The sequence below is a fragment of the Sphingomonas oleivorans genome, assembly GCF_003050615.1.
Taxonomy (GTDB): Bacteria; Pseudomonadota; Alphaproteobacteria; order Sphingomonadales; family Sphingomonadaceae; genus Sphingomonas_H; species Sphingomonas_H oleivorans.
In genome coordinates this window covers 458,276-481,376 of the sequence record NZ_NWBU01000010.1, presented here as the reverse complement: position 1 = coordinate 481,376, position 23,101 = coordinate 458,276, and the positions used below count along the sequence as shown (strand labels likewise).

Here is a 23,101-nt window from a genome sequence, read left to right as displayed (position 1 = left end):
AATCCAGCCCGAAAGTCAAGATTGGGACGCGGGGGATCCCGCTATCCGCTGCCGCCTAGACGACCGGCCGCCGCGCCCGCAGCGCCTGCGCCAGCGTGCCTTCGTCTAGATAATCCAGCTCGCCGCCGACCGGCAGGCCATGCGCAAGCTGCGTCACGCGCACCGGAAATCGCTCGATCCGGTCGGCGATATAATGGGCCGTCGTCTGCCCCTCCAGCGTGGCGTTCATCGCCAGCACCACCTCGTCGATGCCGCCCGCCGCGATCCGCCCGATCAGCGCGTCGATCGTCAGATCCTCGGGCCGTACCCCCTCCAGCGCGGAAAGCCGCCCGCCCAGCACATGGAAACGCCCCGGGAACAGCCGCGAACGATCGAGCGCCCACAGGTCCGACACATCCTCCACCACGCACAGCATCCGCGCGTCGCGGCGCGGATCGGCGCAGATGGAGCAGGGATCGGTCGTATCGACATTGCCGCAGGTGCAGCAGGTCGCCAGCCTTTCATTGACCGCGTCCAACGCGCGCAGCAGCGGCGCCATCGCCGCCTCGCGCTTCTTGAGGAGGTGCAGCACCGCGCGTCGCGCGGATCGCGGGCCCAGGCCCGGCAATCTTGCCAGCGCCTGCGTCAGCGCATCGATCTCGGAAGAAGCCATGCGCACCCGAATATGGGGTTGCACTATCGCTTGCCAAGCGTTTCAGAGAGCCGATGCGCCTAGCCTTCATGGGAACCCCCGATTTCGCCGTGCCGACGCTCGATGCCCTGGTCGATGCCGGGCATGAGATCGCCGCCGTCTACACCCAGCCGCCCCGCCCCGCCGGGCGCGGCAAAGCGCCGATGCCCTCCCCCGTGCAGCGCCGCGCCGAGGCGCTCGGGCTCGAGGTCCGCTCGCCCGTCTCGCTGCGCGATGCCGAGGCGCAGATCGCCTTCGCGGCACTCGATCTCGATGCCGCGATCGTCGCGGCCTATGGGCTGATCCTGCCCCGGCCGATCCTCGAGGCGCCGCGTTTCGGCTGTCTCAACGTCCATGGCTCGCTGCTGCCCCGCTGGCGCGGCGCGGCGCCCGTCCAGCGCGCGATCCTCGCCGGCGATGCGCTCACCGGCGTCACCATCATGCAGATGGAACGCGGCCTCGACACCGGCCCGATGCTCGCGACGGTCGAGACGCCGGTGGACGGCAAGACCGCAGGCGAACTCACCACCGAGCTCGCCGCATCCGGCGCGAAGCTGATGGCCGAAGTGCTGGCCGATCTTCCCGCCTATCCGCCCGTCATCCAGCCGGAGGAAGGCGTCACCTACGCTGCCAAGATCGACAAGGCCGAATCGCGCCTCGATTTCGCTGCCTCCGCCGCGCAGGTCGAGCGCCAGATCCGCGCCTTCAATCCCGCCCCCGGCGCCTGGTTCGAGCTTGCCGGCGAACGTTTCCGCGTCCATTCCGCCATCGCAACGGACGCGGATGGCGAGCCCGCCACGACGCTCGACGCGCATCTCACCATCGCCTGCGGCAAAGGCGCGATCCGCCCCCTGCTGATCCAGCGCGCCGGCCGGGGGATTATGACGCCCGCCGAGCTGCTGCGCGGCTATCCCATCCCCGCCGGCACCCGCCTCGCATGACCCGCTTTCGCCTGACGGTGGAATTTGACGGCCGCCCCTTCATGGGCTGGCAGCGGCAGGCGCATGGGCCCAGCGTCCAGCAGGCGATCGAGGATGCCGTCCATGCCGTCACGGGGGAGGATGTCGTCCTCCACGCCGCCGGCCGCACCGATGCCGGCGTCCACGCCACCGCCATGGCCGCCCATGTCGATATCGCCAAGGCGATCGCGCCCTTCCGCCTGATGGAAGCGCTCAATGCGAAGCTGAAGCCGAACCCGGTTGCCATCCTCGCCTGCGAGACCGTGCCCGAGGACTGGCATGCCCGCTTCTCCTGCATCGGCAGGCGCTATATCTATCGCATCATCAACCGCCGCCCGCCGCTCACGCTCGACGCCGGCCGCGCCTGGCGCATCGCCGCCCCCCTCGATGCCGATTCGATGCACGACGCCGCCCAGGCGCTGATCGGCCTGCACGACTTCACCACCTTCCGTTCGGTCCACTGCCAATCGGCGAGCCCGGTGAAAACGCTCGACCGGCTCGACGTACGCCGCATGGGCGATGCGATCGAGGTGGAGGCGGCCGCCCGCTCCTTCCTCCACCATCAGGTCCGCTCGATGGTCGGCTGCCTCGCGCTGGTCGGGCGGGGCCAGTGGAATGCCGCCGATCTCGTCGCCGCACGCGATGCGCGCGACCGGGCGGCGCTCGGTCTCAACGCGCCGCCCGAAGGGCTTTATTTTGTCGAGGCGCGCTACTGAGCGCGGATCATTCCGCCGCGCGGAGCTCGATCTGCTCGAAATCGGCCTCGGCGAGGAAGCGCTCGGCATCGAGCGCGGCCATGCAGCCCGTGCCCGCCGCCGTGATCGCCTGGCGATAGATTTTGTCCGCCACATCGCCGGCCGCGAAGACGCCCTCGACGCTGGTCCGCGTGCTGCCCGGCTCGACCTTCAGATAGCCTTCCTCGTCCATATCGAGCTTGCCCCGGAACAGCTCGGTCGCCGGATGATGGCCGATCGCGACGAAGCCGCCATCGACGTCCAGCCGCGAAATCTCGCCCGTCTGCGTGTCCTTGAGGTCGAGCGCGACCAGCCCCTCGGTGCCCGATCCGCCGACGAAGCGGTCGACCTCCTTGTTCCACTCGATCTTGATCCCGGGATGGGCGAACAGCCGCTCCTGCAGGATCTTTTCCGCGCGCAGCGAATCACGCCGATGGATCAGCGTCACCTCATGGCTGTGATTGGTGAGGTAGAGCGCCTCCTCGACCGCGGTATTGCCGCCGCCGATCACCGCCACCTTCTTGCCCCGGAAGAAGAAGCCGTCGCAGGTGGCGCAGGCGGAAACGCCCTGGCCGCGCAGCGCCGTCTCGCTGTCGAGCCCCAGCCATTTGGCCTGCGCGCCGGTCGCGATCACCAGCGTGTCGCCCGAATAGATGGTGCCGCTGTCGCCGATCAGCCGGAAGGGCCGCTCGGACAGGTCGACCTCGACGATCGTGTCGTACATCATCTGCGCGCCGACATGCTCGGCCTGCGCCTGCATTTCCTCCATCAGCCACGGGCCCTGGATCACGTCGCGAAAGCCCGGATAATTTTCGACGTCGGTCGTCGTCGTCAGCTGCCCGCCGGGCTGGAGCCCCTGCACCACGATCGGCGCAAGCCCGGCGCGCGCGCCATAAATGGCGGCGGACAGGCCGGCCGGGCCGGAACCGAGAATCAACATGCGGGTGGAATGGACGGCGGTCATTGAGCAACTCTCATCGAAATCTCTGCGTCCAGATAGGAGGGCCGATCCGCCACCGCAACATTGGCTGCGACAGGTCATGACGCGATGACCGGACACAATCCTGCGACAAAAGGGGAAATTCGCCTATCCGGGGCGTCGATATGGTAGCGGAGGAGGGACTTGAACCCCCGACACGCGGATTATGATTCCGCTGCTCTAACCAGCTGAGCTACTCCGCCCCGCCATATCATCCTGGCCGATCGTTTCGTTCGGCCGATGGGCGGGCGCTATAGCAGCGTTGCGCGACGGGTCAACTGGCGTGAGGCGATCGATCGCGATAAGGCCGCTCGCCAATGGGTTGGCAGGAGATCGGGGTGGGCAAGGATCGATACGACATAGTCATCGTCGGCGCGGGCCATGGCGGCGCGCAGGCGGCGCTGACGCTGCGCCAGCAGAAATTCGGGGGCAGCGTGGCGATCATCGGCGACGAGCCCGAGCCGCCCTATGAACGCCCGCCGCTTTCCAAGGACTATCTGTCGGGCGAAAAACCGTTCGAGCGCATCCTGATTCGGCCCGCGACCTTCTGGGCCGAGCGCAATGTGGAGCTGCTGCTCGGCCGCCGGGTCGTTTCGGTCGATCCGGTCGCGTATGAGGTCACGCTCGCGGACGGCGCGACCATCGGCTATGGCACGCTTATCTGGGCCACCGGCGGATCGCCCCGCAAGCTCGCCTGCAGCGGCCATGACCTGAAGGGCGTCCATTCCGTCCGCACGCGGGCGGATGTCGATCGGATGAAGGAGGAACTGCCGGGCACCGAGCGCGTCGTCGTGGTCGGCGGCGGCTATATCGGGCTTGAGGCGGCCGCGGTGCTCGTCAAGTTCGGCAAGAAGGTGACGGTGCTTGAGGCGCTCGACCGCGTCCTGGCGCGCGTCGCGGGCGAGCCGCTGTCGCGTTTCTACGAGGCAGAGCATCGCGCCCATGGCGTCGATATCCGCCTGGGCGTCACGGTCGAATGCATCGAGGAGAAGGATGGCGCGGCCTGCGGCGTGCGCCTCGGCGACGGCACGCTGCTTCCCGCCGAAATGGTGATCGTGGGCATCGGCATCATTCCCGCCGTGCAGCCGCTGCTCGAAGCAGGCGCGGCCGGCGGCAATGGCGTGGATGTGGACGAATATTGCCGCACCAGCCTGCCCGACATCTATGCGATCGGCGATTGCGCGATGCATGCCAATGATTTCGCCCGGGGCGCCCGCATCCGCCTCGAATCGGTGCAGAATGCGAATGATCAGGCGACGCTCGTCGCCCGTGCGATCTGCGGCAATGCCGCGCCCTATCATGCCGTGCCCTGGTTCTGGTCCAACCAATATGATCTGCGGCTGCAGACGGTCGGCCTGTCCAGCGGATATGATCGGATCGTGATGCGCGGCGACATCGCCACGCGCAGCTTCTCGCTCGTCTATCTGCGCGAAGGCAAGGTGATCGCGCTCGACTGCGTCAATGCGACCCGGGACTATGCGCAGGGCCGCGCGCTGGTCGCGGGCGGCGCGGCGCCGGACCCTGCCGGCCTCGCCGATCCGGAAACGCCGCTGAAAGCACTGATTCCGGCTTGAAGCCGCGGAACCCGCCGCCCCCTCCTCTCGTTCCGCGCCATGGAATGAGCCAGGAGGAGGCGGCAAATGGAACTCACGGTTTCGCTCGAGACGATCTGCCGGCTTATCGTGCGCGCCCGCGAGCTGGAGGCGCAGGTTCCCGCCATCCAGGCCGATGAGGAAGAGGATCCGACGGACGTGGACGACGAGTTCGCGGTGCTGGAGGATGAATCAAACGAGGCAGTCGAGGACGAGGTCTTCGCCTCGCTCGACGATCTGGGCGACGAGGAGATTGCCGAGGTGCTGGCCCTCGCCTGGATCGGGCGTGGAACCTATGACGCCTCCGAATGGGATGATGCGATCGAGGCCGCCAGCGATCCCGATTCGGAGGAGCCGATCGATCAGTTGCTCGAAATGGCCAGCCTTGCCGCCTATCTCGAAGCCGGCCTCGCCGCCTTCGACCTGAGCTGCGACGGCATCGGCCAGGTCGACTGAGGACGCAGGATCGTTCAACCGAACATGTGCCGGCTGAGCGCTTCCCAAGGGCCGTCACGATAGTGCCAGCACGCAAGCCCCGCGATCCCGATCGCACGCGGCCGGAAACCGGCGGCAAGCCTCCGATGAAGCAAGGTCGCCTGCGCGGCAGACGCCCTGTTCTGGATCGTGACATGCGGCCGCCAGCCGGCGCGATCCTGCGGCAGGAGCAACGATGCGAAGGCATCGGCCAAGCACGCGCGGATATCCGTAAGCCCCTCGCTCGAAACGCGCAGTGCCACGCCCCCGTCCAGCCGGATGAGGCCGCTGATCGTCGCCACCGGCAGACGCAGCCCGCGCGTCGCCTCGTTCAATCGTGCGCGCAGCTCGGGCCCGATCGAGGGCGGCAGATGATGGAACAGCGTCAGATGCGCCGGCACCCTGTTGCGTTCCGGCGGATAATGTGTGCGGCGCAGGCCATCGAGCCAGGCGAAATCCGCCGGTGCGAACAGGGCGGTGACGATGATGGGCGCGGGCATGCCTTCAGGAGAGCGCATCGGCCTCCTCCCGCCGGGCGGGCCAATGGCGCGGATCGAGCGGCCTGCGCGCCCGCAGCCGCGCCGCCGAAAGCCCCGTCTCGATCCTGCCGTCGCTGAGCGTCATCTCATTCCATCCGATGGCATGCAGCGTCTCGCCCAGCCCGGCGACACCGCCTTCGCGGACCACCACATAACTGATCCGCCCGTCTCCGCATTCCGCCATCGCGTCGATGACATGCGCGATCACATGCCCGTCCGGCCCGGCCACGGCCATCCCCTCCAGCCCGCTCAGCGGGAACAGAGCGGGCGCGGAGGCAGCACGGCTCCCTTCCGCCGCCGCCTTGCCGCCATCATCATAGCGCGCGCGCCGGCCGAGCCAGCGCCAGATGCCGATCATGTTGACCATGGCCAGGAAGGCGTTGCTCCACAGCAGATTCTGTTGGCCGCTCGCCATGGCGACGATGATCCAGGCGATCGATCCCAGGCTGAAGACGGCGAACCCCCAGCCCGTGACCCTCGGCCCCAGATTGGATGCCGTCATCATCGCCGCGATCATCGTCGTGACAGGCGCGACCCAGCCCGCAATATCCTCCATCCGACAGGCTCCATCCTGCTGCCTCCGGATAACGCCGTGGGCGATTCCACGATCCGGGCTGGGTCGCCGGACTTGGTCAGGCCCCGGACTTGATCAGAGACGGCGCATGCGGCGCGCGCGGATCAGCATGGCGCGCGAGTCGATATCGATCAGGCTGCCCGGGCCCGCCTTGGCCACGCCGAGCCGGAGCCCGGAAAGCAGCGTCCCCAGCCCTTTATCGCCGGCCAGATCGCGGGCGCGCCGCGCCACCTCCGTGCGCAGCAGCACCGGATGACCGGGTCGTCCGCCCGCTATGGGTCGCAGCGCATCCTGCCCCGCCGCCAGCCGCCAGCGCCGCGCATCGGCGACGAAGGGCATGTCCCCCAGATGGATCGTCACCTCGCGCTCGATCGGCCTCAGCGCGGCGATGCCCCGGCGCAGGCTGGCGGAGATGCCCTGCCGATGATCGGCGGCATGGACGATCGTGACGCCCGGCCCCCGCACGATCGCCGCGACGCGCGCCCGATCGGCCCCCGTCACAACGATCACCCGCCCTTGCGCGCCTGCGCGGGCCCGTTCGAGCGCATGGAGGAGAAGCGGCCGTTCCGCCAGCGGCGCGAGCAGTTTGTTGGCTCGTCCGAACCGGCGCGAGCTTCCCGCCGCGAGGAGGATCGCCGCGCGCAAGCGGCGATCAGATCTCGACTTGGCTGCCGAGCTCGACCACGCGGTTCGTCGGCAGGCGGAAAAATTCCATCGCGCTTTCGGCGTTGCGCAGCATCCAGGCGAACAGCTTTTCCCGCCACAGCGCCATTCCCGGCCGGGCCGAGGCGAGCAGCGTCTGCCGCGAGAGGAAGAAGCTCGTATCCATCATCTTGAATTCGGGGCCGCACTCGGTCGCCAGCGCCAGCGCCGCGGGCACGTCCGGATCCTCCATGAAGCCGTATCGCACGATCAGGCGATAGAAGCCCTGCCCCAGATCCTCGAGCTCGGTGCGCCGCTCGCTATCGACATAGGGCACATCCTCGATCTTCACGGTGAGCAGGATCACCCGCTCGTGCAGCACCTTGTTATGCTTCAGATTGTGGAGCAGCGCATGGGGCACGCCCTCGGCAGTGGAGGTCATGAACACCGCCGTGCCGGGCACGCGGGTCGCCGAATTGACCGCCGAACGCACGAACACCTGCACCGGCATCGCCACCTCGCGCATCCGCTCGATCATCAGCGCGCGGCCCTTGGCCCAGGTGGTGAGCAGGGTGAAGGCGATCAGGCCTATCAGCAGGGGAAACCAGCCGCCGTCGGGCACCTTGGTGAGGTTCGACGAGAAATAGAAGCCGTCCACCGTCAAGAACAGCAGGATCAGCCCGCCTGCGAGCAGCGGATGCCAGTTCCAGACGCGGAAGACGAGCACCGCGAGCATGAAGGTGCTGATGAACATCGTGCCCGTGACCGCGATGCCATAGGCCGCCGCCAGGTTCGACGATTCGCCGAACATCAGCACCAGCAGCATCACCATCACCATCAGGGCCCAGTTGACGCTGGTGATATAGATCTGCCCCGCCGCGGACGCGCTCGTATGATCGATGCGCAACCGCGGCATCAGGCCGAGCTGCACCGCCTGCTGCACGACGGAGAAGGCACCCGTAATCACCGCCTGGCTGGCGATGATCGTCGCCATCGTCGCCAGGATCACCAGCGGCAGCCGCCATTCGTCGGGCGCCAGAAAGTAGAAGGGATTTTCGGCGGCGGCCGGATTGTCGAGCAGCAACGCCCCCTGCCCCAGATAGTTCAGCATCAGGGCCGGGAACACCAGATAGAGCCACGCCATAGCGATCGGCCGGCGCCCGAAATGCCCCATATCAGCATAGAGCGCCTCTGCGCCTGTCACCGCCAGCACGACCGAGCCCAGCGCCAGGAAGGCGAGCGTCCCGTCCGCCTGGAAGAAGCGCACCGCCCAGATCGGGTTAAACGCCTGCAGCACGTCCGGCCGGGCGAAGATGTTCATCACGCCCAGGCCCGCCAGCGTGATGAAATAGACCAGCATGATCGGGCCGAAGAAGCGCCCAATCAACTCCGTCCCATGCGATTGCAGCAGGAACAGCCCGACCAGGATCATCACCGATACGGGCAGCACCAGCGGCGCGAAGCGCGGCTGGACGATTTCGAGGCCCTCGACCGCCGAGAGCACCGAGATGGCAGGCGTGATCATGCAGTCGCCGAAGAACAGCGCCGTCGCCAGCACGCCCAGCATCACCAGCCCGGCCGTCCAGCGCCCGCCGCCCGTGCGCCGCTGGATCAGCGCGAGCAGCGCGAGGCTGCCGCCTTCGCCCTTATTGTCGGCCCGCATGATCAGGAACACATATTTGATCGTCACGATCACGATCAGCGACCAGAAGATCAGGCTCAGCACGCCCAATATGTGGAGCTTGTCGACCGCAAGCGGATGATGGCCGACAAAGGTTTCCTTCACCGCATAAAGCGGGCTCGTGCCGATATCGCCATAGACGACGCCGACCGCACCCAGCGCCAGCTTGCCCAGCCCCATGGGCTTATGGCCATGGCTCGGTTCGATTATCGCCGGTTCCGCAATCGCGGCACCTGCCTCTGCGGTCGTCATCGGATGAAATGTCCTGCGTGGCGCACTGCCTGCCTAGGTGCTGCTTGCCTGCTCATTCGGTATCGCCCGTTCGCCCCCCGGCAATAGCGGCGCGCCAGTAGCACGCCGCCTGTTGTGCCGCAACAGGGCCCCCGGCGACAGCGCGGAAGCCGGGGGCTATAGCGCTCCGGATAACGCAATTGTGGAGGCATGGATGCGTGTAGGCGTGCCCAAGGAAATCAAGAATCATGAATATCGAGTCGGCCTGACGCCGGCTTCAGTGGCGGAACTAGTCGCCAGCGGCCATGAGGTCTTGGTCGAAACCCGCGCCGGCTGCGGAATCGACTTCGACGACTCGAACTATGTCGATGCGGGCGCCACCATCGTCGACACGCCGGCCGCGCTCTTCGCCGGCGCGGACATGATCGTGAAGGTCAAGGAGCCGCAGCCTTCCGAGATCGCGCTGCTGGAGCCGCGCCATATCCTTTTCACCTATCTCCATCTCGCGGCGGACAGGCCGCAGGCCGAAGGACTGATGAAATCGGGCGCCACCTGCATCGCCTATGAGACGGTCACATCGGCCAACCGCTCGCTGCCGCTGCTGAAGCCGATGTCGGAAGTGGCGGGACGCATGTCGATCCAGGTCGGCGCCCATTATCTGGAAAAGGAACAGGGCGGCCGCGGCATATTGCTCGGCGGCGTGCCCGGCGTGGCGCCGGCCAGGGTCGCGATATTGGGCGGCGGCGTAGCGGGGCTGAACGCCGCGCAGATGGCGGTCGGCCAGCGCGCGGACGTCACCATCTACGACATTTCCAACGACCGGCTGGCTGAGCTCGACACCTATTTCGGCAGCCAGATCAAGACCGCCTATGCCAGCAAGGCGGCGATCGCGGCGGCCGTGGCCGGCGCCCAGCTGGTGATCGGTGCGGTGCTCGTCCCCGGTGCCGCCGCGCCCAAGCTCGTGACGCGCGAGATGCTAAGAACGATGAAGCGCGGCTCGGTTATCGTCGATATCGCGATCGATCAGGGCGGCTGCTTCGAAACCTCGCGCCCGACGACGCATGCGGACCCCGTGTTCGAGGAGGAGGGCATCATTCATTATTGCGTCGCCAACATGCCCGGCGCGGTCGCCCGCACATCGGCCTTCGCGCTCAACAACGCCACCTTGCCCTTCGTCCTCAGGCTCGCCAATCTCGGTGCGGAGGCCGCGATGGCCGCCGACCCGCATCTGGCCAACGGCCTCAACGTCTCGGGCGGCAGGATCCGCCATCAGGCGGTAGCGAACGCGCTGGGCCTGCCGCTCGGCTGAGAGACGGCCGAAAGAAGAAACTCTGGACGGAGCCGCTGCCCCGTCCAGCGCCCTTGTTTCGGCCGCTCCGGCTTATTTGAAGCGGACGCCCGCGCCGAGCGACACCTTCTGCCGCGCCGAATTCGAACCATAGTTCGAATATTTATATTCGGCGCTGAGATAGAAAAGGTCGTTCAGCGAATATTCGGCACCGCCGCCGACCTGATAGCCGGTCGTGTTGTAATGATCGTAGAAGGGCTGGCCGCCGGCGGGATCGCCGCTGAAGCGCTTGCGCTGCTCGTTCGTCACATAGCCGGCCTTGCCATAGACCATCAGCTGCGGCGTCAGCACATAGCCCGCGCGTGCGGCGACGCCATATTCCTCGAAGCTCTTGCGCGCCACGGTGCCGCCGAGCACGCCCGGCGTGAAATTCTGGCCCGTGCCGCGCCAGAAGCTGCCCTCGGCGCCGATCACGACGCGATCGCCGACCAGACCGTCCCAACCGATGATGCCACCATAGCCGAGCGAATGATCATGATCGCCTTCCGAGTGGAAACGATCGAGACCGACCTGCGCCTCGCCGCGCAAGCCACGGAAACTGGTGCTGAATTGATCCTGCGCCAGCGCCGGAGCCGAGAAAGACGAAACAGCGGCGATCGCCGCGACAATGAAGGTTTTATGCATGGTTACTCCTAAGCAACGAGTTCGCGGCATATAGCTCACAAGGCGCGAGTCGGTTCCTCGCACACGCGAAAAAAGTCGCACTGTTGCAATTCGATCCCAGCGTTCAGGGTTGCTGCAACGCCAGCAGTCGCTCGGCAATGGCAAGCTTCAGCGCGACATCCCCCCGGAAGGGCGCGTCGGCGGGCGTCCGCTGCAGAAGCGAACGCCACATCGCTGCGGCGCGGTCGAGCTGCCCATTCTGGGCATAGGCAAGGCCGAGAAAATAGGGTGGCGCGGGATGGTCGGGATCGATCGCCGCCGCGCGATCGAAGGCCAGCTTGGCGGCCGGCGTGACCATCCCGTCGCCATAGACGAGCAGCGCGTTGCCGAGCCCGACCCATAGTTCCGCGCTCTTCGGATTGCGCCCGATCGCGCCCCGGATCACGCCCACCGCATAATCGGGCAGTCCCTGCCGCTGAAAGGCTTCCGCGGTCTCGAGCACCTGTGCGTTGCGGCCCATCCGCTCCATGAAAAGGCCGCGTTCCTGGGCGAAGATGCTGTCCGGCTGGCCGATGCCGGCACGTGGCGGGGTCGGCCTGCCGGCGAGCGTCGGGCTTCCCTGCCAGGCATAGCCCGCCAGCCCGATCATCAGCGCCGCGCCGAGCAGCTCCAGCGCGGCCCGGGGCGGCCGCGCGAATTTCGCCACCGCGACGAACACGGCCAGCGCCATGATGAGGATGATCGCGAAACCCATCAGCGCCGCCTCCGGAAACGTCCGCGCGCCAGCCAGATGCCGGCAAGGAGCAGCAGCGCGGGCGCCGCCCAGAGCGGCCATGTCGATCGGTCGAGCGGCGGATCGAAGCTCACCCAATTGCCGTAGCGCTGGATCAGCCAGGCGCGCACCTCGTCGGGCGTCTCGCCCGCCTGGATCTTCTCGCGCACCAGCGCGCGCATGTCGCCCGCCATGTCCGCGTCGCTGTCGGCGATCGACTGGCCCTGGCAGACGAGACAGCGCAGCCTGTGCATCAGCGCGCTCGCCTCGGCCTCCAGCTTCGGATCGGCAAGCTGCGTATCGGCAAGCGCGGCCTTGGGCATGTCCGCCAGCGTCGGGCTCGCCAAAGCGAGCAACAGGAAAAATGCCGCCTTCATCGTGCCGCCTCCAGCGCCGCGATGATCGCCGGCACATCTTCCGGCCTGATATCGCCGATATGCTGGTGACGGATCACGCCCCGCCCGTCGATGATGAAGCTTTCGGGGACGCCGGACGAACCCAACGCGATCTGCACCCGGCTCTGCTTGTCGCCGCCGATCCGCGCATAAGGATTGCCCCAGCGCTTGAGGAAGTTCGCCACATCCTCCGGCCGGTCGCGAATGGCGATCGCGTCAATCTGGACGCCCGCCTGCTTCAGCGCCATGAGCTGCGGCGCTTCCGCCACGCAGGGCACGCACCAGCTCGCGAAGATGTTGAGCAGCCGCGGCTTGCCCTTGGCCAGATCGGCGCTCGCAAGGCCGGGCTGGCCGGGCAGCGCCCCGGGCAGCGCGAAATCGGGCAGCTTCTGCCCCACCAGCCGCGAGCTGATCACCTGCTCGGGCGAACGGTTCAGCCCGAAGGCGAACATGGCGACGAAGATCGCGAAGACCAGCAGCGGCGCCCAGATGATCGCCCTTTTCATGCGAACGCCTCCTGCCCATGCGCGCGCCGCTCGCGCCGCACCCGGCCGATCAGCGACAGGAGCCCGCCCAGAGCCACCATCGCGCCCCCCAGCCAGATCAAGGTTACGAACGGCTTCCACCACAGGCGGAGCTGCCAGCGCCCCTCCTCGTCCGCCTTGCCGACGACGACATAGAGCTGCCCGTCGAACACGGTGTGGATCGCCGCCTCATTGGTCTCGGTCGGCGGCGACCAGAAGGCGCGCGCCTGCGGCTTGAGCAGCGTCTCCCGCCCGTTCCGGGTCGCGGTCAGCGTCGCCTCGACCGCGGTCCAGTTGGGCCCGACCACCGGCTCCACGCCGTCGAAGCGGATCGTATAAGGGCCGACGCGATGCGTCTCGCCGAGCCGGGCCGCGACCAGCCTCTCCCTGGTGAAGGCGCTGTCCGAAGCCATGCCGGCCAGGCTGACCGCGATCCCCAGATGCGCGATCACCATGCCCCAGATGAAGAGCGGCGTCCGGCGCAGATTGCGCTTCCACAAGGGCGCTATGCTCGCCGCCGCCACGCCGCCCGCGAGGATCAGCCCGAGGAGCGGCAGCATCCCGATCGAGGGCGCGAGGGCCAGCAGCGCCGCAAGCGCCCCCGCCACCAGCAGCGCCGGCAAGGCGAGCCGCTTCGCCACGGCCATCGCCTCGTCCCGCCGCCAGCGCATCAGCGGCCCCGCCGCCATCACCGCGACCATGACGAGCGCCAGCGGACCCGCCGCGGCATTGAAATAAGGCGGCCCCACCGAAAGCTTCTCGCCCGACAGCGCCTCGGCCATCAGCGGATAGAGCGTGCCCACCAGCACGATGCCGAGGATCGCGGACAGGAGCAGGTTGTTGACCACCAGCGCGCCTTCGCGGCTCACCACGTCGAAACGCGAGCCTTCCTTCACCGTGCCTACGCGCAGCCCGAACAGGGCCAGCGCGCCGCCGATATAGAGCGTCAGCAGGGCGAGGATGAAGGCGCCGCGCGTCGGATCGACCGCGAAGCTGTGCACGCTCGTCAATATGCCGGAGCGGACGAGGAAGGTGCCGACCATGCTCATCGAGAAGGCGACCACCGCCAGCATCACCGTCCACGCGCGCAGGCCGTCGCGCGTCGCCAGCACCGTCACCGAATGGAGCAGCGCGGTCGCCGCCAGCCAGGGCATCAACGAGGCATTCTCGACCGGATCCCAGAACCACCAGCCGCCCCAGCCCAGCTCATAATAGGCCCAGTAGCTGCCCGCCGTGATGCCGAGCGTCAGCATGATCCATGCCGCCAGCACCCAGGGCCGCATCGCCCGCGCGAAGGCCGGGCCCACGTCGCGCGTCACCAGCGCGCCCACCGCGAAGGAAAAGGCGACCGACAGGCCGACATAGCCGAGATAGAGCGTCGGCGGATGGAAGGCGAGGCCGGGATCCTGGAGCAGCGGATTGAGCCCCTGCCCCTCCGCCGGCGCCGGATCGAGCCTGGCGAAGGGATTGGAGGCGAAGAGCAGGAAGGCGTAGAAGCCGAGCCCGATCGCCGCCTGCGCCGCGAGCGTCGCGATCAGCGTGCGTTCGGGCAGCCTTTTCTCGAACAGCGAAACCGCCCCGCCGGCGAGCGACAGGATCGTCACCCACATCAGCATCGAGCCTTCATGATTTCCCCAGGCGCCCGCGAAACGGTAGAGCCAGGGCTTGGCCGAATGATCGTTCGCCGCCACCAGCGCGACCGACAGGTCGACCCGCAGGAACAGCAGGATCAGCAGCGCGAAGGCAAGGCAGGCCAGCGCCGCCTGCACCAGCGCCACGGGCCGCACCGCCGGCAGCAGCGTGTCGCCCCCTTGCCTCAGCCCCATCGCGCCCAGCGCGAATTGCAGCGCCGCCAACGCCGCCGCGAGCCATAAGGCCGCCAGCCCTGCTTCCGCTATCACTTCTTCAGGCTTTCCGATCTGTGCATCTCGCCCGCCATCTGCGGCGGCATGTAGCGCTCGTCATGCTTGGCGAGAATATTGTCCGCGACGAAGCCGCCGCCCGGCTCGAACCGCCCTTCGGCCACCACGCCCGAATCCTCCTTGAACAGGTCGGGCACGATCCCCTTGAAGCGCACCGGCACGGCCTCAGCCCCGTCCGTCACGACGAAGCGGATCGTTACCCCGTCCGCCTCACGCCGGATCGACCCCTTCTGCACCATGCCGCCCAGCCGCACGGCCACGCCCGGCCGCACATGATCGCGCGCCGCGTCGCTCGGCGTATAGAAATAGGCCGCCTGGTCCTTGAGCGCGGACATTGCGAGCAGGCCCGCCCCGATAATCGCCACCAGCGCGATGAGCGCCAGCGACAGCCGCTGATGCTTCGCCTTCATCGTCTTTTCGTCACCGCTTCCGCGCGCGCCTCGGCCTTGCGCATCGCCGCGAAGCTGTAGGCCAATATCCCGCCCGTGCCCCCGAGCGCGATCGCATAGGCGGCGATGATGAATGCCCAATGGGTCATGCCGCCGCCATCCGCTTCAGCCGCGCCTCGACCTTCGCCTCGGCGAGCAACGTGCGCATCCGTATCAGCACGATCGCGGCGAAGAGCAGGGTGAAGCCCAGCATCGCGATCGGCAGCGGCCAGAGGATCGACATGTCGATGGCGGACCCTTTCAGCGTGATGCTCTGCCCCTGGTGGAGCGTGCGCCACCACAGCACCGAATAATGGATGACCGGGATGTTGACCGCGCCGACCAGGCCGAAGATCGCGGCGATGCGGCTACCCTGCTGGCCACGCTCGTCATCCGCGCCCGCCAGCGCCAGATAGGCGATATAGAGGAAGAACAGCACCAGCATGGAGGTCAGCCGCCCATCCCATTCCCACCATGTGCCCCAGGTCGGCCGCCCCCAGATCGATCCGGTGGCGAGGCAGATGGCGGTGAAGAGCGCGCCCGGCACCGCGATCGCCCGCGCCGCCACGCCCGCCAGCGGATGGCGCCAGACAAGCTGCATCAGGCTCGCGGCGGCGATCCCGCTCCAGCCGGCCATGCCCAGCCAGGCGGCCGGCACATGGACGTACATGATGCGCACGCTCTCGCCCTGCAGATAGTCCGCCGGCGTCAGCATCAGGCCGCTTGCCAGCGCTGCGGCGAGGAGCAGCGCGCCGGTCCAGCCCAGCCATGGCGTCAGTGGCCGGGCGATAGCCAGAAAACGATTTGGATTGGCAAAGATGTGCATTGTCGGTGGCGCTCATAAACGAGCTTGCCCGCCGAAGAAAGCCGCCAGCGCTTGCGACATCATCCATATCCCGGCAAAGCCCGCCGGCGCCGTTCCATGGCGGCCGAGGCCCATGCCCTTGCCGGGGGAAGAGAGATGACCGACCGACCGAGCGCCCCGCCGCTACGGGACAATATCATGCGCGGCATCGCGCTGCGCTGCGGTGCGGCCGCCTGCTTCTCGCTGATGTCGGCCCTGCTCAAGCTGGCGAGCCGCGACGGCGTGGGCGCGCCGGAAATGCTCTTCTATCGCGCGCTGTTCGGCTTGCCGGTGGTGCTGGCCTGGGTCCTGATGGGGCCGGGCCTCGGCGCGCTCAGGACGCAACGCCCGCTTGCCCATCTCGGCCGCTCGGTGCTCGGCATCTCGTCCATCATGTGCACCTTCCAGGCGCTGATCCTGCTGCCGCTCGCCGATGCCACGACGATCGGCTTCACCGCGCCGATCTTCGCCACCATCCTTTCCGCCCTGTTCCTCGCCGAGCGGATCGGGCGCCATCGCTGGCTGGCGGTCGCCGCCGGGTTCGCGGGCGTCGCGATCGTGATGCGGCCAGGCGGCAGCGGGCATGAGGTGCCGCTGATCGGAGTGGGCATCGGCCTGCTCGCAGCGCTCGGCACGGCGGGCGTCACCATCACGCTGCGCCAGATCGGCACCACGGAAAATGTCGCCGCGATCGTCTTCTGGTTCTTCTTCTGCTCGGTGGTCGTCGGCGCAGCGCTGCTGCCCTTCTTCGGCCGGGCGCACGCGCCGCTCACCTGGCTGCTGCTGGCGCTGGGCGGGGTCGCCGGCGGGCTGATGCAGCTATTGATGACGGCCTCGCTGCGGGCCGCGCCGGTATCGGTGCTGTCGCCCTTCGATTATCTCCAGATCGTCGGCACCATCCTGCTCGGCTGGCTCTTCTGGCATCAGGGGCCATCGATCAACACGCTGGCAGGCGCAGCGCTGATCGCGTCGAGCGGCTTCTATACCGTCTGGCGCGAGCATCGCCTGCGCCGCGACAGGCCCGTGCCCGCGACCCAGCCGGTCACCTAGCCCCGCCTCGACCGACCGCGCTCAGGCCCGGCCGATCAGCCGCATCGCGATCCGGTCCGCCACGGTCGCGGCGGGATCGCCGGTCGCGACGCTCTCGTCCCACACCTGCTCCAGCCGCGCGGGGATATGCGCGATCCGTGCCTCCACCTCGGCGCGGTCGCCCTGACCGAGATATTCCAGCCCGACATTGATGATGCCGCCGGCGTTGATGACATAATCGGGCGCATAAAGAATGCCGCGCGCATGCAGCCGGTCGCCATCGGCCAGGGTCGCGAGCTGATTGTTCGCGCCGCCCGCCACCACCGGCGTCTTCAGCGCCGCAATCGACTGCGCATCGAGGATTGCGCCCAGGGCGCAGGGGCTCACCACATCCGCCTCGACGCCGAGTATCTCCGACGCCGCGACCGTCTGCGCGCCCAGCTCGGCCGCCAGCCTTTCGGCACGGCCGCGATCCATGTCCGCCAGGGTCAGCTTCGCGCCATCCGCCGCCAGCAGCCGAGCAAGCCCGCCGCCGACGCTGCCCACGCCCTGGATCGCGACATGCACGCCCGCGGCACTCTCCTTGCCCAGCGCCCGCCTGATCGCGGCGCGCACGCCCAGGAACACGCCCTTCGCCGTGTAAGGGCCCGGATCGCCGCCGGCCCGGCCCTCGCCCACCGGCAGGCCCGAGACATATTTGGTCTCGCGCGCGATCGCGACCAGATCCTCGACCGACATGCCGACATCCTCGGCCGTCACATAGCGTCCGCCCAGACTATCCACCGCGCGTCCGAAGGCGGCCAGCAGCTCCGGCGTCTTGCGCCGCACGGCATCGGCCAGGATCACACCCTTGCCCCCGCCCATCGGCAGGCCGGCCATGGCATTTTTGAAGCTCATGCCGCGCGACAGGCGCAGCGCGTCGGTGATCGCATCGACGCGATCGGCATAATGCCAGAAGCGCACGCCCCCGGCCGCCGGCCCCAGCGCCGTCGAATGGATCGCGACGACCGCCGTCAGCCCCGCCGCGGGATCGCGGAACAGGTGCAGCCCCTCATGATCGTCGAAATCGCTATACTCCCAGGGCGAGGTCATCGGCCGAATCCTCAAGAAATAATATTGCCGATCCGGGCAATATTATTTTTACCGGCGCTTATCCAGCCAGAAAGGAAGGGGCCCCGCACCGAGAAGGATGGGGCGATCGACGGGGATTGAACCCGCAACCTCCGGTACCACAAACCGGCGCTCTAACCAATTGAGCTACGATCGCCATATCGCGATGGGCGCCGCGCTCCATAGTGGCGGGACGACCCAAAGGTCAAGCGTTCCCCGCGCATTGCAGTTCCGAAAGCGGATCCTAAATTCACCGGACGGACGGGGCCCCTTCCGGCCGGCTGCGCGAAGCCTGCGATATCGGGCCGCACCGAGCCCTGTTCCGAACCCTGTTCGATGCCGGCATCTTCCCCTCCCCGGCACCGATCCAGATGGAGTAGCGTGGGATGACGAAGCCATCCATGTCCTGTCCGGTCTGTGCCGTGCCCCTGGTGATGAGCGAGCGCCAGGGCATCGAGATCGATTATTGCCCGCAATGCCGCGGCGTCTGGCTCGATCGCGGCGAGCTCGACAAGATCATCGATCGATCGCAGCATCAATCCGCCCCGCCGCAGCCCGCCGGCCATGCGGCAGGTGGTTACGGCCACGCACCATATGGTGGCTATTCTCAACCGGCCGGCTACAAGAAGCGCAAGAAGTCGTTTCTCGAGGAGCTGTTCGATTGATGCCCCCCGTGCATCGCCGGATCGCTTGCGGGGGCGCATGGCTTGAGGATGATGATTTTCCGTGCTGTCCCAACGAACCCGCTATGCGTTGCGCGCCCTCCAGCATCTCGCCGATCGTTATGGGCAGGGGCCGGTGCAGCTTCCGGAAATCGCCGAAAAGCAGAATATTCCCGCCAAATTCCTGACCGTGATCCTGTCCGAGCTGAAGCGCGCCGGCTATGTCGAGACGCTGCGCGGCAAGGAAGGCGGCTATTGGCTCGCCCGCTCGCCCGATACGATCACCTATGGCGACATCGTCCGCCTCACGCGCGGTTCGCTGGCGCTCACGCCCTGCGCCAGCCGATTCAATTACCGCCCCTGCGAGAATTGCGTGGACGAGGCCGAATGCCGCCTGCGCGAGGTGATGATCGCGGTGCGCGACGAAACCGCCAATGTGCTCGATCGTATCAGCCTGTCCGCCAAAGCCGCGCTTTGAGCCGGGCAAGAGAAGTTGCGGCCCAAAAGTCGATTTAGCCGATAGACATGCCGGCACGAATCGACCGCGCGGAGACAAGAATGAAACGACCGACAGCGATAGTGACGACCATGGCGCTCGCCCTTGCGGTGGCGGGCTGCTCCAAGCCGTCGGGCGAGGCGGCCGGCTCCGTCACGCTGCTCAATGTGAGCTATGATCCCACGCGCGAGCTCTACAAGGAGATCAATCCCGCCTTCGCCCAGGAGTGGAAGGCGAAGACGGGCCAGACCGTCTCCTTCCGCATGAGCCATGGCGGATCGGGCAAGCAGGCGCGCGCCATCGCCGATGGACTGGAGGCCGATGTCGCGACCCTCGCGCTTGCCTATGACATCGACCTGCTGGCGGAGAGAAAGCTGCTGCCCGCCGAATGGCAGGCGCGGCTGCCGGACAATAGCGCGCCTTATTATTCGACGATCGTCTTCCTCGTCCGCAAGGGCAATCCCAAGGGGATCAAGGACTGGGGTGATCTGGTGAAGCCCGGCATCAAGGTCGTCACCCCCAATCCCAAGACGTCCGGCGGCGCCCGCTGGAACTATCTCGCCGCCTGGGCCTATGGCCGCAAGGCGAGCGGTTCCGAAGCCGGCGCGCGCGATTATGTCACCCGATTGTTCCGCAACGTGCCGGTGCTCGATTCGGGCGCGCGCGGCGCCACCACCACCTTTGCCGAACGCGGCATTGGCGATGTGCTGCTTGCCTGGGAGAATGAGGCGCTGCTCGCCCAGAAGGAGCTTGGCGTGGGCAAGTTCGAGCTGGTCGCTCCCTCGCTTTCGATCCTCGCCGAACCACCGGTCGCAGTGGTGGATGCGAATGTCGCGAAACATAAGACGGCCGATGCGGCGAAGGCCTATCTCGACTATCTCTACACACCCAAAGCACAGGAGATCATCGCGAAGAACGGCTATCGCCCGCGCAATCCGGAAGTCGCCGCCCGCTATGCCGACACCTTCCCCAAGCTGACGCTGGCCACGATTGACGGCGATTTCGGCGGCTGGAAAAAGGCCCAGGCCGAACATTTCGCCGATGGCGGCACGTTCGATGCGGTTTTCGCACAAGCCAAGAGATAGGATGGTCCAGGTGAACGGGGGCACGGTCGCGCTCGGCGGCCAGCAGATTGACAGATCGATCGCTCCGCGCGCCGCGCGGCGGCGGCGCTCGGTCATGCCCGGTTTCGGGCTGACCTTCGGCTTCAGCCTCTTCTATCTCTGCCTGATCGTGCTGATCCCGCTGTCGGCCGTGTTCGTGAAGACGGCAGGCATGGGCCTCGACCGCTTCTTCGACGTCGCCTTCTCCGAACGGGTCGTCGCCTCCTACAGGCTGAGCTTCGGCGCGGCCTTCGTGGCGGCCGGCGTGAACGCGATATTCGGCCTGCTCATCGCCTGGGTGCTGGTGCGCTACGATTTTCCGGGCAAGCGCGTCGTCAGCGCGATGGTCGATCTGCCCTTCGCGCTGCCCACCGCCGTCGCCGGCATCGCGCTCACCGCGCTCTATGCCGATACCGGCTGGGTCGGCCAATATATCGAGCCGCTGGGGGTCAAGGTCGCCTATACGCCGCTCGGCGTGGTCGTCGCGCTGATCTTCATCGGCCTGCCCTTCGTCGTCCGCTCGGTCGAGCCCGTGCTGGACGATCTGGGCGCGGATGTGGAGGAAGCCGCAGCGGCGCTGGGCGCGAGCCGCCTCAAGACATTCCGCCGCGTGATCCTTCCCGCGATCGCGCCGGCGCTCCTCACCGGCTTCGCGCTCGCCTTCGCGCGCGGCATCGGCGAATATGGATCGGTGATCTTCATCGCCGGCAACATGCCCTTCCAGAGCGAGATCGCGCCGCTGATGATCGTCACCCAGCTCGAACAATATGATTATCAGGGCGCCACCGCGATCGCCGCGGTGATGCTCATCGCCTCCTTCCTGCTCCTGCTCTTGATCAACCTGATCCAGATCTGGAGCCGCCGGCGGATGGAAGGCTGATGGCAAAGCACGCCCGCCGCGCCACCGCCGAATCGCCGATCGCGCGCATCGCGCTGATCGGCGTCGCGCTCGTCTTCCTGTTCCTCTTCCTGCTGCTGCCGCTGCTCGCCGTCTTCGCCGAGGCGCTGCGCAACGGCCTCCAGCCTTTCCTGGAGGCGATCGTCGAGCCCGATGCCTGGTCGGCGATCCGGCTCACCCTGATCGTCGCCGCCATCTCCGTGCCGCTCAACATCGTCTTCGGCATTGCCGCGGCCTGGGCGATCACCAAGTTCGATTTTCCCGGCAAGGGCATATTGATCACCCTGATCGACCTGCCCTTCTCCGTCTCGCCCGTGGTCGCGGGCCTGATCTATGTGCTGATGTTCGGCGCGTCGGGCTGGTTCGGTCCCTGGCTGCAGGAACATGATATCGAGATCGTGTTCGCGGTGCCCGGCATCGTCCTCGCCTCCGTCTTCGTCACCTTCCCCTTCGTCGCGCGCGAGCTCATTCCGCTGATGGCCGAACAGGGCCGCGACGACGAGGAAGCGGCTTTGTCGCTCGGCGCGTCCGGCTGGCAGACCTTCTGGCATGTCACCTTGCCCAACATACGCTGGGGCCTGCTTTATGGCGTGCTCCTCTGCAATGCGCGCGCCATGGGCGAATTCGGCGCCGTTTCGGTCGTCTCCGGCCATATCCGGGGAGAGACGAACACGATGCCGCTCCATGTCGAGATCCTCTACAACGAATATAATTTCGTCGCCGCCTTCGCCGTCGCCTCGCTGCTCGCGATGCTGGCGCTGGTCACGCTGGTGCTGAAGAGCATCCTCGAATGGCGCTTCGATTATCACCGCACAGGAACGGGCCACTAATGGGCATCACGCTTTCCGGAATCTCCAAGAAATTCGATGCCTTCACCGCGCTCGGCAATATCGATCTGGAGGTGCGCCCCGGCGAATTTCTCGCGCTGCTCGGCCCCTCCGGCTCGGGCAAGACGACGCTCTTGCGCATCATCGCCGGCCTCGAATTCGCCGATAGCGGCACCGTCGCCTTCGATGGCCAGGATGTCAGCCATCTTCCCGTCGCGGATCGGCAGGTGGGCTTCGTCTTCCAGCAATATGCGCTGTTCAAGCATATGACGGTGGCGGACAATGTCGCCTTCGGCCTGAACGTGAAGAAGCGCCGCGACCGCCCGTCGCGGCAGGAGATCCAGGCCAGGGTCGCCGAGTTGCTCGATCTCGTCCAGCTCGGCGCGCTGGGCGGCCGCTATCCGGCGCAGCTTTCCGGCGGCCAGCGGCAGCGCGTGGCCCTGGCCCGCGCGCTCGCGGTGGGGCCCCGCATCCTCCTCCTCGATGAGCCGTTCGGCGCGCTCGACGCCAAGGTCCGCAAGGATCTGCGCCGCTGGCTGCGCGAGCTGCACGATCGGATGGGGCTCACCTCCATCTTCGTCACCCATGATCAGGAAGAGGCGCTGGAACTGGCCGATCGCGTCGTCGTGATGGATCATGGCCGCATCGAGCAGATCGCCGAGCCGCATGACGTCTATGCGCAGCCCGCCTCGGCCTTCGTCTATGATTTCGTCGGCGAATCGAATCGCCTTCCGGTCACCATCGCGGGCGGCGCGGTCCGCTTCGGCGATCGGGAGCTTCAGGTCGGAAGCGACGGCCTTGCCGACGGCCCGGCGACCTTGTTCTTCCGCCCGCATGAGGCGGTGATCGTGCCGGACGGCCCTGCCCTGCCCGCCATCGTGTCGCTCGCCCGGCCGAAACATGGCGTGACGCGCATCGAGGCGCAGGTCGATGGCCTGCCGCATCCGCTGGAGATCGACGTGGCGGGCGCAAATCCTCCCAAGGTGGGCGACAGCATCGCCGTCGCGCCCACGCGCAGCCGCCTCTTCCCGCATCCGATGGCCGACTGAACGTCCCGCCCCCTGC

27 protein-coding genes and 2 tRNA genes are annotated in these 23,101 nt (G+C 67.2%); 12 read left to right on the top strand and 17 right to left on the bottom strand.

Annotated elements, in window-relative coordinates:
- Positions 1–55: 55 nt before the first annotated feature.
- Positions 56–652, bottom strand: a complete 597-nt coding sequence (recR, locus tag CLG96_RS13555; protein WP_107968487.1) for a recombination mediator RecR — start codon at positions 650–652, stop codon at positions 56–58.
- 53 nt (positions 653–705) lie between these two features.
- Between recR and fmt the strand changes: the two genes are divergently transcribed.
- Both fmt and truA read left to right on the top strand, forming a co-directional pair.
- A complete protein-coding gene (gene fmt / locus CLG96_RS13550) occupies positions 706–1,611 on the top strand; it encodes a methionyl-tRNA formyltransferase (RefSeq protein WP_107968486.1) in 906 nt (301 codons plus the stop codon).
- A complete protein-coding gene (gene truA, locus CLG96_RS13545) occupies positions 1,608–2,345 on the top strand; it encodes a tRNA pseudouridine(38-40) synthase TruA (RefSeq protein WP_107968485.1) in 738 nt (245 codons plus the stop codon). Before fmt ends, truA begins: the two co-directional genes overlap by 4 nt.
- Positions 2,346–2,352: 7 nt before the next feature.
- On the opposite strand, the gene trxB is transcribed toward truA, so the two are convergent.
- Positions 2,353–3,327 (bottom strand): thioredoxin-disulfide reductase, encoded by a 975-nt coding sequence (gene trxB, locus CLG96_RS13540; RefSeq protein WP_107968484.1) that lies wholly within the window; start codon positions 3,325–3,327, stop codon positions 2,353–2,355.
- Between the two features lie 141 nt (positions 3,328–3,468).
- Positions 3,469–3,545, bottom strand: a tRNA-Met gene (locus CLG96_RS13535).
- Between the two features lie 135 nt (positions 3,546–3,680).
- Here CLG96_RS13535 and CLG96_RS13530 point away from each other — a divergent pair.
- Together CLG96_RS13530 and CLG96_RS13525 are read left to right on the top strand one after the other, a co-directional pair.
- Positions 3,681–4,916, top strand: coding sequence for an NAD(P)/FAD-dependent oxidoreductase (locus tag CLG96_RS13530; protein ID WP_423828201.1), 1,236 nt, complete (start codon positions 3,681–3,683; stop codon positions 4,914–4,916).
- Between the two features lie 66 nt (positions 4,917–4,982).
- Positions 4,983–5,390, top strand: a complete 408-nt coding sequence (locus CLG96_RS13525) for a DUF3775 domain-containing protein (RefSeq protein WP_107968482.1) — start codon at positions 4,983–4,985, stop codon at positions 5,388–5,390.
- Positions 5,391–5,404: 14 nt separating this feature from the next.
- Here CLG96_RS13525 and CLG96_RS13520 read toward each other — a convergent pair whose 3' ends face one another.
- From CLG96_RS13520 to CLG96_RS13505, 4 genes are all read right to left on the bottom strand, one after another.
- Positions 5,405–5,926 (bottom strand): 2'-5' RNA ligase family protein, encoded by a 522-nt coding sequence (locus CLG96_RS13520; protein WP_243395776.1) that lies wholly within the window; start codon positions 5,924–5,926, stop codon positions 5,405–5,407.
- Positions 5,913–6,503 (bottom strand): PRC-barrel domain-containing protein, encoded by a 591-nt coding sequence (locus CLG96_RS13515; protein WP_107968480.1) that lies wholly within the window; start codon positions 6,501–6,503, stop codon positions 5,913–5,915. Before CLG96_RS13515 ends, CLG96_RS13520 begins: the two co-directional genes overlap by 14 nt.
- Positions 6,504–6,596: 93 nt before the next feature.
- Entirely contained in the window at positions 6,597–7,166 is a 570-nt protein-coding gene (locus CLG96_RS13510) for a nucleotidyltransferase family protein (RefSeq protein WP_107968479.1), read from the bottom strand.
- 7 nt (positions 7,167–7,173) lie between these two features.
- Positions 7,174–9,096 (bottom strand): potassium transporter Kup, encoded by a 1,923-nt coding sequence (locus CLG96_RS13505; protein ID WP_207796690.1) that lies wholly within the window; start codon positions 9,094–9,096, stop codon positions 7,174–7,176.
- A 193-nt stretch (positions 9,097–9,289) separates the two neighbouring features.
- Here CLG96_RS13505 and ald point away from each other — a divergent pair, with 193 nt between their 5' ends.
- Positions 9,290–10,384 (top strand): alanine dehydrogenase, encoded by a 1,095-nt coding sequence (gene ald, locus CLG96_RS13500; RefSeq protein WP_107968478.1) that lies wholly within the window; start codon positions 9,290–9,292, stop codon positions 10,382–10,384.
- Between the two features lie 72 nt (positions 10,385–10,456).
- Here ald and CLG96_RS13495 read toward each other — a convergent pair whose 3' ends face one another.
- The 8 genes from CLG96_RS13495 to ccmC all read right to left on the bottom strand — a co-directional run bounded on the left by CLG96_RS13495 (position 10,457) and on the right by ccmC (position 15,893).
- Complete coding sequence (locus CLG96_RS13495) at positions 10,457–11,047, bottom strand: outer membrane protein (protein ID WP_107968477.1); 591 nt, start codon at positions 11,045–11,047, stop codon at positions 10,457–10,459.
- A gap of 103 nt (positions 11,048–11,150) precedes the next feature.
- Entirely contained in the window at positions 11,151–11,780 is a 630-nt protein-coding gene (locus CLG96_RS13490; RefSeq protein ID WP_207796689.1) for a tetratricopeptide repeat protein, read from the bottom strand.
- Positions 11,780–12,175, bottom strand: coding sequence for a cytochrome c-type biogenesis protein (locus CLG96_RS13485; protein ID WP_107968476.1), 396 nt, complete (start codon positions 12,173–12,175; stop codon positions 11,780–11,782). The genes CLG96_RS13490 and CLG96_RS13485 overlap by 1 nt, the downstream gene beginning before the upstream one ends.
- Positions 12,172–12,699: a DsbE family thiol:disulfide interchange protein gene (locus CLG96_RS13480; protein WP_107968475.1), complete on the bottom strand. Its 528-nt coding sequence runs from the start codon at positions 12,697–12,699 to the stop codon at positions 12,172–12,174. The genes CLG96_RS13485 and CLG96_RS13480 overlap by 4 nt, the downstream gene beginning before the upstream one ends.
- The gene (locus CLG96_RS13475; RefSeq protein WP_107968474.1) at positions 12,696–14,618 is read right to left on the bottom strand and encodes a heme lyase CcmF/NrfE family subunit; all 1,923 of its coding nucleotides are present in this window, start codon (positions 14,616–14,618) and stop codon (positions 12,696–12,698) included. Before CLG96_RS13475 ends, CLG96_RS13480 begins: the two co-directional genes overlap by 4 nt.
- Entirely contained in the window at positions 14,615–15,049 is a 435-nt protein-coding gene (gene ccmE / locus CLG96_RS13470; RefSeq protein ID WP_107968473.1) for a cytochrome c maturation protein CcmE, read from the bottom strand. The genes CLG96_RS13475 and ccmE overlap by 4 nt, the downstream gene beginning before the upstream one ends.
- Positions 15,046–15,177 (bottom strand): hypothetical protein, encoded by a 132-nt coding sequence (locus CLG96_RS19335; RefSeq protein WP_279330672.1) that lies wholly within the window; start codon positions 15,175–15,177, stop codon positions 15,046–15,048. Before CLG96_RS19335 ends, ccmE begins: the two co-directional genes overlap by 4 nt.
- A complete protein-coding gene (gene ccmC, locus CLG96_RS13465) occupies positions 15,174–15,893 on the bottom strand; it encodes a heme ABC transporter permease CcmC (RefSeq protein WP_107968472.1) in 720 nt (239 codons plus the stop codon). Before ccmC ends, CLG96_RS19335 begins: the two co-directional genes overlap by 4 nt.
- 135 nt (positions 15,894–16,028) lie before the next feature.
- Here ccmC and CLG96_RS13460 point away from each other — a divergent pair, with 135 nt between their 5' ends.
- On the top strand, positions 16,029–16,961 hold the full coding sequence (locus CLG96_RS13460; RefSeq protein ID WP_243395775.1) for a DMT family transporter: 933 nt from the start codon (positions 16,029–16,031) through the stop codon (positions 16,959–16,961).
- Between the two features lie 21 nt (positions 16,962–16,982).
- On the opposite strand, the gene CLG96_RS13455 is transcribed toward CLG96_RS13460, so the two are convergent.
- Together CLG96_RS13455 and CLG96_RS13450 are read right to left on the bottom strand one after the other, a co-directional pair.
- Positions 16,983–18,032 (bottom strand): Glu/Leu/Phe/Val family dehydrogenase, encoded by a 1,050-nt coding sequence (locus CLG96_RS13455; RefSeq protein WP_107968470.1) that lies wholly within the window; start codon positions 18,030–18,032, stop codon positions 16,983–16,985.
- 98 nt (positions 18,033–18,130) lie between these two features.
- Positions 18,131–18,207: transfer RNA gene (locus CLG96_RS13450), tRNA-His, on the bottom strand.
- A gap of 229 nt (positions 18,208–18,436) precedes the next feature.
- Between CLG96_RS13450 and CLG96_RS13445 the strand changes: the two genes are divergently transcribed.
- The 6 genes from CLG96_RS13445 (at position 18,437) to CLG96_RS13420 (ending at position 23,085) form a co-directional block, all read left to right on the top strand.
- The gene (locus CLG96_RS13445) at positions 18,437–18,715 is read left to right on the top strand and encodes a TFIIB-type zinc ribbon-containing protein (RefSeq protein ID WP_207796688.1); all 279 of its coding nucleotides are present in this window, start codon (positions 18,437–18,439) and stop codon (positions 18,713–18,715) included.
- A gap of 61 nt (positions 18,716–18,776) precedes the next feature.
- Positions 18,777–19,190 carry an RrF2 family transcriptional regulator gene (locus tag CLG96_RS13440; protein ID WP_107968468.1) on the top strand — a complete coding sequence of 138 codons (414 nt, stop codon included), beginning with the start codon at positions 18,777–18,779 and terminating at the stop codon, positions 19,188–19,190.
- Between the two features lie 80 nt (positions 19,191–19,270).
- Positions 19,271–20,293 carry a sulfate ABC transporter substrate-binding protein gene (locus tag CLG96_RS13435; protein ID WP_165799648.1) on the top strand — a complete coding sequence of 341 codons (1,023 nt, stop codon included), beginning with the start codon at positions 19,271–19,273 and terminating at the stop codon, positions 20,291–20,293.
- A 10-nt stretch (positions 20,294–20,303) separates the two neighbouring features.
- Positions 20,304–21,191: a sulfate ABC transporter permease subunit CysT gene (cysT, locus tag CLG96_RS13430; protein ID WP_243395774.1), complete on the top strand. Its 888-nt coding sequence runs from the start codon at positions 20,304–20,306 to the stop codon at positions 21,189–21,191.
- On the top strand, positions 21,191–22,039 hold the full coding sequence (gene cysW, locus CLG96_RS13425; RefSeq protein ID WP_107968465.1) for a sulfate ABC transporter permease subunit CysW: 849 nt from the start codon (positions 21,191–21,193) through the stop codon (positions 22,037–22,039). Before cysT ends, cysW begins: the two co-directional genes overlap by 1 nt.
- Positions 22,039–23,085: a sulfate/molybdate ABC transporter ATP-binding protein gene (locus CLG96_RS13420; protein ID WP_107968464.1), complete on the top strand. Its 1,047-nt coding sequence runs from the start codon at positions 22,039–22,041 to the stop codon at positions 23,083–23,085. The genes cysW and CLG96_RS13420 overlap by 1 nt, the downstream gene beginning before the upstream one ends.
- Positions 23,086–23,101 lie beyond the last annotated feature (16 nt).

Coding starts and splice junctions, on each gene's coding strand:
- recR (WP_107968487.1), bottom strand. CDS start 652: ATGGCTTCTTCCGAGATCGATGCGCTGACGCAGGCGCTGGCAAGATTG.
- fmt (WP_107968486.1), top strand. CDS start 706: ATGCGCCTAGCCTTCATGGGAACCCCCGATTTCGCCGTGCCGACGCTC.
- truA (WP_107968485.1), top strand. CDS start 1,608: ATGACCCGCTTTCGCCTGACGGTGGAATTTGACGGCCGCCCCTTCATG.
- trxB (WP_107968484.1), bottom strand. CDS start 3,327: ATGACCGCCGTCCATTCCACCCGCATGTTGATTCTCGGTTCCGGCCCG.
- CLG96_RS13525 (WP_107968482.1), top strand. CDS start 4,983: ATGGAACTCACGGTTTCGCTCGAGACGATCTGCCGGCTTATCGTGCGC.
- CLG96_RS13520 (WP_243395776.1), bottom strand. CDS start 5,926: ATGCGCTCTCCTGAAGGCATGCCCGCGCCCATCATCGTCACCGCCCTG.
- CLG96_RS13515 (WP_107968480.1), bottom strand. CDS start 6,503: ATGGAGGATATTGCGGGCTGGGTCGCGCCTGTCACGACGATGATCGCG.
- CLG96_RS13505 (WP_207796690.1), bottom strand. CDS start 9,096: ATGACGACCGCAGAGGCAGGTGCCGCGATTGCGGAACCGGCGATAATC.
- ald (WP_107968478.1), top strand. CDS start 9,290: ATGCGTGTAGGCGTGCCCAAGGAAATCAAGAATCATGAATATCGAGTC.
- CLG96_RS13495 (WP_107968477.1), bottom strand. CDS start 11,047: ATGCATAAAACCTTCATTGTCGCGGCGATCGCCGCTGTTTCGTCTTTC.
- CLG96_RS13490 (WP_207796689.1), bottom strand. CDS start 11,780: ATGGGTTTCGCGATCATCCTCATCATGGCGCTGGCCGTGTTCGTCGCG.
- CLG96_RS13485 (WP_107968476.1), bottom strand. CDS start 12,175: ATGAAGGCGGCATTTTTCCTGTTGCTCGCTTTGGCGAGCCCGACGCTG.
- CLG96_RS13480 (WP_107968475.1), bottom strand. CDS start 12,699: ATGAAAAGGGCGATCATCTGGGCGCCGCTGCTGGTCTTCGCGATCTTC.
- ccmE (WP_107968473.1), bottom strand. CDS start 15,049: ATGAAGGCGAAGCATCAGCGGCTGTCGCTGGCGCTCATCGCGCTGGTG.
- CLG96_RS19335 (WP_279330672.1), bottom strand. CDS start 15,177: ATGACCCATTGGGCATTCATCATCGCCGCCTATGCGATCGCGCTCGGG.
- ccmC (WP_107968472.1), bottom strand. CDS start 15,893: ATGCACATCTTTGCCAATCCAAATCGTTTTCTGGCTATCGCCCGGCCA.
- CLG96_RS13460 (WP_243395775.1), top strand. CDS start 16,029: ATGACCGACCGACCGAGCGCCCCGCCGCTACGGGACAATATCATGCGC.
- CLG96_RS13455 (WP_107968470.1), bottom strand. CDS start 18,032: ATGACCTCGCCCTGGGAGTATAGCGATTTCGACGATCATGAGGGGCTG.
- CLG96_RS13445 (WP_207796688.1), top strand. CDS start 18,437: ATGACGAAGCCATCCATGTCCTGTCCGGTCTGTGCCGTGCCCCTGGTG.
- CLG96_RS13435 (WP_165799648.1), top strand. CDS start 19,271: ATGAAACGACCGACAGCGATAGTGACGACCATGGCGCTCGCCCTTGCG.
- cysW (WP_107968465.1), top strand. CDS start 21,191: ATGGCAAAGCACGCCCGCCGCGCCACCGCCGAATCGCCGATCGCGCGC.
- CLG96_RS13420 (WP_107968464.1), top strand. CDS start 22,039: ATGGGCATCACGCTTTCCGGAATCTCCAAGAAATTCGATGCCTTCACC.